The 11491-nt window shown below is 54.7% G+C and carries 14 protein-coding genes and 1 tRNA gene; 2 read left to right on the forward strand and 13 right to left on the reverse strand.

What is annotated here, in order from left to right; genetic code table 11:
• Positions 1–10 precede the first annotated feature (10 nt).
• The 13 genes from dprA to L2W48_RS06675 all read right to left on the reverse strand — a co-directional run bounded on the left by dprA (position 11) and on the right by L2W48_RS06675 (position 10068).
• Complete coding sequence (gene dprA / locus L2W48_RS06615) at positions 11–1087, reverse strand: DNA-processing protein DprA (RefSeq protein ID WP_236098057.1); 1077 nt, start codon at positions 1085–1087, stop codon at positions 11–13.
• On the reverse strand, positions 1084–2583 hold the full coding sequence (locus L2W48_RS06620; RefSeq protein WP_236098056.1) for a YifB family Mg chelatase-like AAA ATPase: 1500 nt from the start codon (positions 2581–2583) through the stop codon (positions 1084–1086). The genes dprA and L2W48_RS06620 overlap by 4 nt, the downstream gene beginning before the upstream one ends.
• Complete coding sequence (locus L2W48_RS06625; RefSeq protein WP_236098055.1) at positions 2580–2951, reverse strand: YraN family protein; 372 nt, start codon at positions 2949–2951, stop codon at positions 2580–2582. Before L2W48_RS06625 ends, L2W48_RS06620 begins: the two co-directional genes overlap by 4 nt.
• A 2-nt stretch (positions 2952–2953) precedes the next feature.
• Positions 2954–3229 carry an EscU/YscU/HrcU family type III secretion system export apparatus switch protein gene (locus L2W48_RS06630; RefSeq protein WP_236098052.1) on the reverse strand — a complete coding sequence of 92 codons (276 nt, stop codon included), beginning with the start codon at positions 3227–3229 and terminating at the stop codon, positions 2954–2956.
• Positions 3226–4266, reverse strand: a complete 1041-nt coding sequence (locus L2W48_RS06635; RefSeq protein WP_236098051.1) for a TP0910 N-terminal domain-containing protein — start codon at positions 4264–4266, stop codon at positions 3226–3228. Before L2W48_RS06635 ends, L2W48_RS06630 begins: the two co-directional genes overlap by 4 nt.
• Positions 4263–4847, reverse strand: a complete 585-nt coding sequence (rnhB, locus tag L2W48_RS06640) for a ribonuclease HII (protein WP_236098049.1) — start codon at positions 4845–4847, stop codon at positions 4263–4265. The genes L2W48_RS06635 and rnhB overlap by 4 nt, the downstream gene beginning before the upstream one ends.
• On the reverse strand, positions 4844–5668 hold the full coding sequence (locus tag L2W48_RS06645; RefSeq protein ID WP_236098048.1) for a YlqF/YawG family GTPase: 825 nt from the start codon (positions 5666–5668) through the stop codon (positions 4844–4846). The genes rnhB and L2W48_RS06645 overlap by 4 nt, the downstream gene beginning before the upstream one ends.
• Positions 5668–6180: a signal peptidase I gene (gene lepB, locus L2W48_RS06650; protein WP_236098043.1), complete on the reverse strand. Its 513-nt coding sequence runs from the start codon at positions 6178–6180 to the stop codon at positions 5668–5670. The genes L2W48_RS06645 and lepB overlap by 1 nt, the downstream gene beginning before the upstream one ends.
• A 43-nt stretch (positions 6181–6223) precedes the next feature.
• Complete coding sequence (locus tag L2W48_RS06655) at positions 6224–6724, reverse strand: prepilin-type N-terminal cleavage/methylation domain-containing protein (protein ID WP_236098042.1); 501 nt, start codon at positions 6722–6724, stop codon at positions 6224–6226.
• Positions 6725–7279 (reverse strand): 2-oxoacid:acceptor oxidoreductase family protein, encoded by a 555-nt coding sequence (locus L2W48_RS06660; protein ID WP_236098040.1) that lies wholly within the window; start codon positions 7277–7279, stop codon positions 6725–6727.
• Positions 7280–7281: 2 nt separating this feature from the next.
• Positions 7282–9135, reverse strand: coding sequence for an indolepyruvate ferredoxin oxidoreductase subunit alpha (gene iorA, locus L2W48_RS06665; RefSeq protein ID WP_236098038.1), 1854 nt, complete (start codon positions 9133–9135; stop codon positions 7282–7284).
• A 21-nt stretch (positions 9136–9156) separates the two neighbouring features.
• Entirely contained in the window at positions 9157–9567 is a 411-nt protein-coding gene (locus L2W48_RS06670; protein ID WP_236098037.1) for an acyl-CoA thioesterase, read from the reverse strand.
• 78 nt (positions 9568–9645) lie between these two features.
• Entirely contained in the window at positions 9646–10068 is a 423-nt protein-coding gene (locus tag L2W48_RS06675) for a CoA-binding protein (RefSeq protein WP_236098035.1), read from the reverse strand.
• 111 nt (positions 10069–10179) lie between these two features.
• On the opposite strand from L2W48_RS06675, the gene L2W48_RS06680 reads away from it, so the two are divergent.
• Positions 10180–10267, forward strand: a tRNA-Ser gene (locus L2W48_RS06680).
• Positions 10268–10435: 168 nt separating this feature from the next.
• On the forward strand, positions 10436–11491 hold a 1056-nt coding region (locus L2W48_RS06685), incomplete at its 3' end, for a tyrosine-type recombinase/integrase (RefSeq protein WP_236116518.1).

Raw genomic sequence — 11491 nt, forward strand, 5'->3', positions numbered from 1 at the left:
CTCTATGTTCTCACAAAAGAGCGCACCAGCGCCCCGGGCCGGAACGGTATATCTTTTCATCCGCCTCCAGATCGGCCAAAGCCGCCAGGACTTCCGGCACGGACATACCCAGTTTGTCCGCCAGGCCGTCGGCGGTGATCCCCCCGGACGTGGCTATTTCCTCCAGCAAAGGAGACGGCTTAGAGGGCTCCACGGGAGGGAAAAGGGACAGCTGCGAGTCCCTTCCTGCTACGAAGGAGACGAATTCATCCAGATCCCAAAGGGGCTGTGCCCCGTCGAAGAGGAGCTTGTTCGATCCCTGTGAGACCTTCTGCACAATAGGTCCGGGAACGGCCCATACAGGGCGCCCCATCTCGCCGGCCAACCCTGCGGTTATCATGGAGCCACCCTTTATGGGGGATTCCACCACGACCAGGTGATCGGCCAATGCCGCAATAATACCGTTTCTTTTCGGAAAATGCCAACGGTTTCCCCTGATTCCCATAGGGAAACGGCTCATCAAGGCACCCCGCTTTTCCGATATGGATGAGAAGAGTTGCTCGTGTCCTCTAGGATAGACGACGTCAACACCGGTTCCAAGGACAGCGACGGTGGCCCCTTGGCCTTCCAACGCACCAGAATGAGCGGATCCGTCGATACCCATGGCTCCTCCGCTGACCACCAGGACCCCGGCTGAGGCCAGTCTCTCCGCCAAGGCGCGAGCTACCTGAGAACCGTAGGGGGAACATCTTCTGGTACCGACGATAGAGACACAGGGTCCAGGTATGGGCCAGGATCCCTTCACGTAGAGGACAACGGGAGGGTCGTCAGAGTGGTCCAGTCCGTCGGGAAAAAGGGGATCACCTCTGAAAAGAAGCTGGGCACCGAAGCGAGAGGCTCTCTCCATCTCCTCCTCCGGCCAGTCCGAACCGTAGAGGCCAACCATCCTTTCCCATCGGTCTTCCTTGAATCCCAGGGATAGGGCCAGCTTTCGATTCGACACAAGGGATTCGGCGGTCTCTCCCAGAAGATCCAGCTCACGAGCCCACTGCCCCGGGGCGTTCACAGAGAAGTTCAGAGCCAACAGGGCCCTTTCGATTCGGGTCATGATCGATTTTCCTCTCGGTAGGACAGGGCTTCCATGACTGCTACCTTAGAGACCTCCGTCTCTCCGGCAAGGTCAGCCACGGTTCTGGAGACCTTCAAGACCCTGGACATTCCCCTTCCCGAGAGGTTCAACCGATTTGCCATCTTGAGCAAAATAGCCTTTCCCTCCCGGGATAGAGCCAGCTCTTTTCTCAGAAGTTTTTCCGGCACCTCGGCGTTGCAACCATAGCCCCATCGACGCCATCGTTCCCTCTGTAAGGATCTGGCCCTGCAGACTCTATCTCGAATGGAATCGCTTTTTTCCGACACCGCACCGGACAGACCGACCAGCTCCTCCGGAGATAGGCGGGGCACCGATATATGGAGATCGACCCTGTCCATCATCGGTCCGGAGAATTTACGTCTGTATCTCTCAAGCTCGGAGGCGGAGCACCTACAGGTTTCTACGGGGTCACCGTACCACCCGCACCCACAGGGATTGGCCGCCAACACCAAGAGAACTCTGGAGGGATATTCAACCGTTCCGGAGGCCCTGCTGACCGAGATGGCCCCGTCCTCGAGAGGCTGTCTCATGGCCTCGACGAGATCTCGGCGAAATTCGGTGAACTCGTCCAGAAACAGGACTCCTCTGTGAGCCAGGGAGATCTCACCGGGTCTCAGGGCAGAGCCTCCGCCGCAGACAGCCACGGTCGATGCCGTATGATGGACGATTCTGAAGGGGGGCTGACGATCCAGAGGTCCATCGCTGCCCAGTGTGCTCCTGACGGTAAGGGTCTCCAGGAGCTCTCGATCCGACAGAGGAGGCAGAATTCCCCTCAAAGCCCGAGCCAACATCGTTTTACCGCTGCCGGGAGCTCCGACCAACAGAACGTTGTGGTGTCCTGCCGCGGCTATCTCCAGGGCCCTTTTGGCCGCAGATTGGCCTCTGATATCGCCGAAGTCGGGATCCGCCGCCGGTATTTCCGCTCCCGGTTTTTCCGGCTTTACCCTTGGGAGGTCCGAGCCGGATTTTATATGGTTCAGAAGAGAGGACAGATGATCTACCACGTATGCCTCGACGTCGGAGACTAGACCGACCTGAGAGGCGTTGCCCTCTGGTACGTAGAGGGGCATGCCGGATTTTCGGGCCAAGATGGCGGCAGGCACGGCCCCTCTCACGGGACGTATTTTCCCGTCCAGGGCAAGCTCGCCCATGAAGAGAGAGGGCCTCGAGAGAGGCGACCTGTCGGAACGAAGCGCCAACCCCACCGCTATGGGTAGGTCCATGAGGGTTCCTTCCTTGGGAAGGTCCGCCGGGGCGAGGTTCACCGCTATCCTTCCCTTTAGAGAGACGCCTACGGATCTTAGGGCAGCCCGGACCCTCTCCCTGGACTCCCTGACCGATGCGTCCGGAAGACCGACTATGGAGATGGAGAACAGCCCTCCGGCCATCTCAACCTCTACGTCCACCTCTCTGGCCTCGACACCTCTCAAGGTAACGGCTTTTACTGGGTTCACAACACCACATCTCCTCCCGTGATGTCCCGACAATGATTCAGGAACAACCGTCCCCTCCTCTGAGTCAAGGCGATCAGATCTATCCGCCAGAACCCGTTCCACCCCGTCTTTTCTACGTAGGCGGCCCCGGCGAGCACGAGGCGCCTGAGTTTTCTCGGTCCCACCGAGTCCTCGGGAGACATTATTATGCCGGTGGTCCTGAATCGGACCTCGACTATCACCAGGGTATCCCCATCCTTGGCGACTATGTCCAACTCTCCCCTGCGAAAACGTACGTTTCTTTCCAGAATGGACCATCCCAGGTTTCGAAGATAACGACAGGCGAGGTCCTCTCCTCGCTTGCCCTTTTCAAGATGAGGGGCGGTCACGACTATCGACTTCCCACGTCGACTTTGTATATGAAAGCCAGAACCCTTGCGACAGCTTCGTAGAGGTCGAGAGGTATCTCCTCCCCTATATCCAACGCTAAAAGGGCGCTGACCAAGGCGGCGTCCTCCACTATGGGGACCTCCGCCTCGCGGGCGACCTCGACGATTCTATCGGCGATCCTTCCCGATCCGGATGCGACGAGATGAGGGGCATCTCTTTCCTCTCTGTCGTATTTCAGGGCTGCCGCCTTGAGGCGGCCTTTATCGCCGTCGTTCATGCCTCTATGTCCAATCTGAGATAGCGACGACCGTCATCTTTTCTCCTGCCCTCTACCCCGAGATACTGAAGGGACATCCCCAGATCGGATAGATCGTCCCTGAGCTCGTTAAGTCTTTCCGATATGCTGTCTCGACCTGCCGGGTCCTCTGCATTTATAGAGACCGCCAGGGCTTTTCCGTCCGATTCCAACCGTCCGGACACCTCTCCTATAGCGACTCCATCGAGGGCGAAGGAAACCTGATAGTAACGGCGTTCCTCTCCAGGGCCACCTCCGGAAGAGCTGAATCGGACCCGGGCGGGCAGTGAATCTTCGTCAGGAGAGGGCCACCAGGCCCCAGCAAGGGCCGCATGAGAGAAGGGCTCACGGGGAGGACGGGAGACCAGAGAGTGAGCCCGAAGAAAAAGGCTAGATTCGTCCTCGCCCTCTTTCATCTCGCGGAGCGACTCGAGAGGGTGTTCCCCTCGGCGTGACCTTTCCCGAAGCTCCTCTCTTATCCTGCGCCATTGGGCTGCCACAGAGTTAGAGTCCATCGAAAGGTACCAGGACAGCAGATTGGCCTTTTCTGAAGTCACTGCCTCGCCTCGAGCCATCAGTTCTACCAGAGAATTCATAGAGACCGAGTCACCTCCCAGACGGCGAAACTCCCTTCGAAGACCTAACATAAGTTCATCGGTCAGAGGAAGCCCTTTGGACAGAAGCAGCGACGCCGCTTCTCGGTCTCCCTGAGGGAGTTTTCCCAAAAGGGCTGCGTCCTCCGGACGAAGCCGCAATACCGGTACGTCGCCCTTGGCATCCCAAAGGGCCTGAAAATGCTGCCCCGGATATAGTGTCAGGTTGGATCGTGCCATGAGGTTCTGTCCGGCGATACGGACCGTGTAGGTTCCGTTCTCGGCGGATAGCACCCGGCCCTCCACGACGGTTCCGTCGGCTATGCCTTTGCCCTTTAGGGTCATAGCCCCTTTCGAGATATCCGGGGTCTGTCCTCTCCCGACCCCTATATTCAAGTTATTGGGATTTCCTATTCCGTCTATCATGCCGGACCTCTCCAGTGAAAGCTTTTTCTGTGAATCGGCGACGGCCCCATCGCCTCAAGGGCATTCCGATGAGCCTTGGTCCCGTATCCTTTGTGGGACGCGAAACCGTAGTCGGGATACAGACGATCCAAGGCGACCATAGCCCTGTCCCTCAGCACCTTGGCGACCACTGATGCGGCGGAGATCTGAGGATATACGTCGTCTCCGTGGGGACAGACTCTCTGAGGCCATACAAGATCGGGGATCTCTTTGTCTCCGTCCACCAAAACGCCGTCAAACAGACGGGAAGGAAGCCTTTCTACCGAACGTCTCATGGCCCACAAAGTAGCTCGTAGTATGTTTATCTTGTCTATCCGTTCGACCGATGCCGCCTGAGCGGCCCAGATCACACCGAGCTCCCCCATCAAAGAAAAAACCTTCTCCCTTCTCAGAGGGGTCATCTTTTTTGAGTCCCTGAGACCGGCGGATACGAGCCTCTCCGACTGTTCCTCGGTCAATATTGCAGCCGCCGCTACCACCGGTCCCGCCATGGGGCCTCTCCCCGCCTCGTCCACACCGGCAAAGACAGGGGAAAGGGTCATCCTATGAGGTCTCCCGGTCTTTCCAACGAGAAAGCCCCTAGCTTCCCCGACGAGAAGGCCTCTAAAAACCGCCGTCCCGCCAGGGTAAAATCCACCTTGTTTCCCGGCAGAAGACAGCCCAGTCGCCTGCCCAGGGACTCCAAAGTTTCGTAGGGGTCCTCTCCTGGATCCACTCCCCAGGCGTCCTTTACGACATACCACAGGTCCTTTTCCAAGAGGAACTCCACCAGGCGAAAGGACACAGCGTCGTAACCTCCTATGACCTCCGCCTTGCTGCATCCCAGCCAAGCCAGGGCTTTTTGTATGTGTTCATCCGATTTGGGATCCAGTATTCCCGGGGAGTCCACCACGAGGAAGCCTCTGCCTTTGTACCATGAAACTCCCTTCGTCACACCCGGTATGCCTCCGACCGATGCGCTTTTCTTGCCTACCAGACAGTTAAGAAGGGCGGATTTGCCGACGTTAGGGATTCCAACTACCGCCAGACGTAGCTCTCGATGAGACGGAGAGGCCTTGAGCAGCTCTTTTCTCATAGGCTCGATCTTCCCCTTCAACAGGTCTACCGCCCAGGCCTTACCCGAACCTTTTCTGTACAGAGAGAGCCAGGCATCGGTGACTTTTTTGTCCGCCAGGTCGCTTTTGGTCAGGACCTTCCATACCGGACAGATCTTGGACATGGACGGGGCTAAAGGTGATGCCGTTACCTCCGGGGCTCTGGCGTCCCTTACCTCTAGGATAAGGTCCAGCTTACCTACCAGTCCCTCGAGCTTTCTAGTTCCCTTCGCCATATGGCCAGGGAACCAAACTGTACGTCCCGACATCAGTCCACCAGACCTATCCGCTTGATCGGCCAGTAACGGAGAAAAACGGGCCCTCTTATGTTGTCCTCAGGGACAAAGCCCCAAAAACGACTGTCCTGAGAGTTTGGTCTGTTGTCTCCCATGGCAAAGTAATGATCCTCCGGGACCTTAACCTCGTCCATGATGTAGGCGTCGGGGAAGCCAATGTAGGGCTCCTCTATGGGCTTTCCGTTGATGAAGACCTCTCCCTGTCTTATGGCGACCCTGTCTCCGGGCAACCCTATTATCCGTTTCACGAAGTCCCTCTTGGGATCCACAGGATACTTGAAGACGAATATCTGTCCTCTTTCAGGCTCCTGAAGAGCATACCAAAACTTACACACCAAAACCCTGTCGCCAGGTAAAAGGGTAGGGATCATCGAGCCACTAGGAATCCAAAAAGCCTGGACCACGAAGGTACGAATGACCAATGCCAGAACTACCGCCCAAAGTATCGTCTCGATGGTCTCTCTCCACCATGGTTTTACTGCCATTCTACGAACAACCTCCAAATTAAGATATGACTCTCCACCCAGATCAATGTCGGAACCACTCCATATATGGAACCCCCTTTACGGGAAGCACTATCTTCCCAAGGGGAGGTTTTTTTGTATCAATAGTATATATGTGAAGGGTCATTCCAGGGGACAAGGTACGGTAGATCGGAGAATAATAAGACAGGCTGAAAGGTCCCGATCTGGATAAGATACAGTATTTTAGCCTGAATATCTCCTTCTCGGTCGGATCCATCCAGGTAAGACAAATCCTGTCCACACCGTTCCCGTGTTCGGAAATGATCAGGAAAAAGAATCTACGGTACATGATGGACCGCTGGTAACGATTCGTCAACCATCGGGTCATACGGAATGCCTCGTCTTTGGCACAGTAGTTTCTCCAGTTTTCCCCGGAGATCACTAAAAAGACCGATCCGACTCCAACGGACAATAAAACCAATACGACCAGTACCTCCAACAGGGTGTAGGCCCGAAGTGGAAGAAAAAAGGGGGCCCAAGCCCCCTTCTCTCCCCTTCGTCGCAACTATCTGGCAGCTTCATACCCCAGTTTTAGGACTTTCAGGTTTTCTTCGACGAAACGGGCGGGAGCCAGATCCCTTATGGCCTGGTTCATCTCGTCCACAGAGACGCCTCCGACTCCGGCACCGCACATCGCCCCTAGGATCAGGACGTTAAGGAAAAGAAACCGCCCTCCCATGTGTTCTTTCAGAATAGAGTATCCCCCTATTGGATGAACCTCTATATTGCGGCGCTCCAGAGAACGTTGAAGCCTGTCGTTTCGGAAGACCTCGGGATCGTATAGGTTGACTACAAGGGTCCCTCCATCCCTCAGATAATGAAGGTTTCTGACCGCCTCGTTCTGGTCGAAGGCGAGCAGTACGTCGGCCTCTCCTACCTTCACTAGGGGACTGAGATATTCTCCTACCTTGAAGTGGCTCACGACAGAGCCCCCTCTCTGTGCCATGCCATGAACCTCGCTGCCTACGACGCTACGCCCCTTTTCCATGGCGATGTGCCCCAAAGCCTTGCTGGCAAATAGAATACCCTGACCTCCGGTACCGACTATGACGAACTGCATAATTAAGCCTCCTCCCTCGAAACTATGGCCCCGTGGGGACATACGCTCATACAGACACCGCAGTTGACGCAGTATCTCTCGTCTATATAAGCCTTCTTGGAGGACTCGTCGAAGACCAGCCCGGGACAGTTGAAAGAGGTAATACAGTATTTACAGCCTATGCATACCTCTGGGTCCACCCTTACCGGCCTCGGGGTCGGAGGCTCCTTGAGGATGGTTATACAGGGATGTTTGAAGATCAATACCGCCGGCTCTTTGTTCTCCCAGGCGTAGGCCCAGGCGTCCTTTACTACGTCGACGTTCTCGTCCACATCGTAGGCCTCCACGGTCTTGATGTAGGAGACCCCGCAACCCCGACAGACCTGCTCCAGGTCTATCTGGACTCCTTGGTCGCCCTTCCTCAGCTTCGTCCCGACGTTGGGACTGGACTGTCCTCCGGTCATGGCGGTGATACGGTTGTCCAGTATGGCGAGCACGAAGGCATGACGGTTGTAGACAGCGCTGGCCAAACCGGTGAGGCCGCTATGGAAGAAGGTGGAGTCCCCTATGGTGGCGACCACCGGACGTTCTTCTCCGTCGACCTTAGAGGCCAGGTAGAAACCGGAGGCAGCTGTGACGGCAGCCCCCATATCTATAGCGCTGTCTATTCCTTTCTGCATTATGCCCAAGGTGTAACATCCTATATCGGAGGGATTGATCGCCTTCGGAAGAGCCTTACGGATAGCGAAGAAGCTGGCCCTGTGAGGGCATCCGGGACAGAGCATCGGAGGTCTGGGGGTTATGTGCATCTCCTCCATAGCCGAACGCACGTCCTCGTCGATAGACGTCTCGACCTTGTCTCCAAGGCACTTCGCTATGATTTCCTCTATAAGCTCAGGCAGAAGTTCCCCCGCCCTCGGCACAAAACCGTTCCAACGTCCCATTATCTTGTTACGGTCGTTCAGCTGAGTCTCTATAACTGGGTAGGTCTGTTCTAGTATCAATACTTTTTCGTGGCGAGCTATGAAATCCTCACACAACTTAACCGGGAGGGGTACGGGAGTGCCTATCTTGAGGATCTCTATGTCGTCCCTACCGCTGGTTCGGATCATGTCTGACAGGAAGGCGAAGGTGGTACCTCCGGCTATGATACCCAGACGGGCGGCGCCTTTCGCCGGAACGACGTAGTTGTATTTTTCGTAATTTTCCTCGAATTCGCTCCTTATGGCGTCGTTCTTGTCGTTTAGTCTGGGGTGATTTACCTTGACTCCGGCGGGGAGACATACCCATCTTTTAGGGTCTTTCTTGAACTCATCCTTTCTGGGCGGCAAGACCTCGTCCCTAAGAGGAACGTCCTGTCTGGCGTGGTCTACCTTGCCGGTAGGACGAAGCATAGTTACGATACCGTGTCTCTCCGAGAGGTCGTAGGCGTCGAAGACCATCTCCTTCGCCTCCTCGGCGGTCGACGGATCGAAACATGGGACCTTGGCGAACATGGCGAAATAGCGACTATCCTGTTCCGTCTGAGAACTGTGAGGACCGGGATCATCGGACACTACGAGCAAAAATCCGCCCTTGAGGTCAAAATGAGCGGTGCTCATAAATGGATCGGCCGCTACGTTGAGTCCGACCTGCTTCATGATACAGCAGGTCCTCTTTCCTCCGAAGGAGGCCGACACCGCCATCTCGTAGGCTACCTTCTCGTTGGCTCCCCATTCGACCGCGGTCTTGGTTCCTAACTGGTCCGAATAGACTGCCACGGCAGGAAGGATCTCGGAAGAAGGCGTTCCAGGATAGGCAGTGGCTATCTCGCATCCGGCCTCTACGATACCCCTCGCTATGGCCTCGTTACCTAACAATATGCTTCTCTTGCTCAAGATGACTCCCCCTCTTTTGGATTACGGCCTCTCTGTCGACCGTTCCTCAAGCCATCGGATAAGGGGGTGACCGCCACGGATCAATTTACCGTCCGGAGTAGCAAAGGCATGGCGGGTCTTCCCCTCTGCCAACAGCTTATCCCCTCTGTACAACCTATATTTGAACGTAACGCTATGGGGTTTTACCTGCTCCACCGAGGTATGCAAGGAAAGCTCCTCGTCGTACCTCGCCGGAGATTTATACCTGCAGGAAGCCTCGACCACCGGCAGGAAGACCCCCTCGTCCTCCCAACTTGCATAGGGCTTTCCCCATTCTCTACATAGAGAGGAACGCCCCATCTCAAACCAAGTGAGATAGTTTCCATGGTGCGCTATTCCCATCTGATCGGTCTCGGCATATCTGACGCGAAAAACAAAAACGTTCTCCCTCAAGTAAAATCCTCCCATTCGATGTACACTTTCATTATACCGTTTTAGCTCTTTAAAAAAACAATAGAATATTTAAACTATTTACTTTTGTACTGTACAGCGCCGCAGATGTGCAACCTTCATGCAATTATCGCTAACCACCTCGAAACCATCTTCCCTTAAGGAGGCCTCCATGGAGGGGTTTTTAGTTCCAGGTTGGAACCATATCGCTGGCTTATAGGGAAGAGCGTTTAACTCATCTCTCAGTCCTTCCTGAAATCTAGCGGATATGAAAAGCGAGACGATGTCCACCGGATCGTCGATCTCTGCCAAAGAGGAGACACATTTTTTTCCCAGTATTTCCTTTCCCCTTAACCTAGGATTTATGGGATACAGCTGAACATCGACCGATTTAAGATAGGACATAACGTCGTAGACAGGGCGGTTCACCTTGTCCGAAGCTCCTATAACAGCTACTCTTCCTCGATTACATAGGACTCTATCTACAAGATCGTTGGTGGTCATATTTATTCCTCCTTTTTGATTGCCGTAGACTGAATATCGCACTGTATGGCTCAATTTTATCACGAGGCCTTGGCTTATCCGCTTTTCTTGTTATAATGTCTGGGTAAACTGGGAGGGTTGACCGAGCGGTCGAAGGTGGCGGTCTTGAAAACCGTTGAGGCGCAAGCTTCCGTGAGTTCGAATCTCACACCCTCCGCCAATAGCATATTCGTAGCCGTCCGGGAGAGTCCAATACCCGGACGGCTACTGTTTTTGTTGGGGTTGTGTGTCCACATTCGACCAGGTAGAATTGAGGTAATCCATGATCGATGTGGCTACAAATGTGGACACTAGGATATCTGGTGTCCACAGAACAGGAGGGCACGATATGCTATCCGACACCCAGATACGCAAACTGAAACCCCAAGACACCCGCTACTCCATTCTGGATAGCGACGGGTTATACATCGAAATCCTGCCCACAGGGAAAAAATATTGGCGAATACGTAAAAGAAAACCGGGAGGGAACGGCGAAATACGGCGGTCTATAGGAGCATATCCTAAGATCGGACTGAAAGAGGCCCGCCAAAAACGAGATGAGTTGGTGTCCACACTACCGGAACTTGGCGGGAAGAAAAACGTGAACACATTCGCGGAGCTGGCCCACGAATGGCTCGAGGTCAAAATGTACCCCACGAAAGCTCCCAGGTATATCGAAACCCTCGTATATAAGATAAATAAACTTCTGATACCCCATATCGGTCACCGCCAGGTCGATACGTTGACCGCTCCGGAGCTTCTGGACGTACTTAGAAAGATAGAGTCTAGAGGAACCATAGAAACCGCCAGGAGAACTCGTCAGATGTGCGGGCAGATCCTGAGGTACGGAGTGGCTACCGGAAGATGCGACAGAGATATATCGGCGGATCTCAAAGGAGCTCTCCAAACCGTGCGACATAAACATATGGCCACATTGACCGATCCCGTCCAGATCGGAGGGCTTATGAGGTCCATAGAAGAGGGACTCAAGGGACAAATCAGATTGACACTCCTCTTCCAGGCATACACATTTGCAAGACCCGGAGAGATTCGAAAAGCGGAATGGAAAGAAATAGAAGCAGACACGTGGAAGATCCCCGCCGCAAAGATGAAGATGAAGAGGATCCACTGGATTCCTCTATCACGCCAGGCAATCCAAGTCCTGGAAGAACTGCGAGACATCTCCGGGCATTCTCGTTTTTTGTTTCCTTCGGTCCGCTCTCCCAAGATCCCTATGTCGGATATGACGGTGAACGCCGCCCTTCGTCGCCTGGGGTACGGACAGGAAGAGATGACCGGTCATGGATTCCGCTCAATGTTCAGCACTATAGCCAACGAGCATGGCTGGCCACCGGACGTGATTGAGCGCCAGCTGGCTCACGTTCAGAAAAACCAGGTGAGAGCT

Origin of the sequence: Dethiosulfovibrio russensis (assembly GCF_021568855.1) — a bacterium.
GTDB lineage: Bacteria > Synergistota > Synergistia > Synergistales > Dethiosulfovibrionaceae > Dethiosulfovibrio > Dethiosulfovibrio russensis.

Bases quoted from the DNA above. Each gene is read 5' to 3' on its own strand.
- dprA (WP_236098057.1), bottom strand. From the start codon at position 1,087: ATGACCCGAATCGAAAGGGCCCTGTTGGCTCTGAACTTCTCTGTGAAC.
- rnhB (WP_236098049.1), bottom strand. From the start codon at position 4,847: ATGACCCTTTCCCCTGTCTTTGCCGGTGTGGACGAGGCGGGGAGAGGC.
- L2W48_RS06675 (WP_236098035.1), bottom strand. From the start codon at position 10,068: ATGACCACCAACGATCTTGTAGATAGAGTCCTATGTAATCGAGGAAGA.
- lepB (WP_236098043.1), bottom strand. From the start codon at position 6,180: ATGGCAGTAAAACCATGGTGGAGAGAGACCATCGAGACGATACTTTGG.
- L2W48_RS06635 (WP_236098051.1), bottom strand. From the start codon at position 4,266: ATGATAGACGGAATAGGAAATCCCAATAACTTGAATATAGGGGTCGGG.
- L2W48_RS06660 (WP_236098040.1), bottom strand. From the start codon at position 7,279: ATGCAGTTCGTCATAGTCGGTACCGGAGGTCAGGGTATTCTATTTGCC.
- L2W48_RS06645 (WP_236098048.1), bottom strand. From the start codon at position 5,668: ATGTCGGGACGTACAGTTTGGTTCCCTGGCCATATGGCGAAGGGAACT.
- L2W48_RS06630 (WP_236098052.1), bottom strand. From the start codon at position 3,229: ATGAACGACGGCGATAAAGGCCGCCTCAAGGCGGCAGCCCTGAAATAC.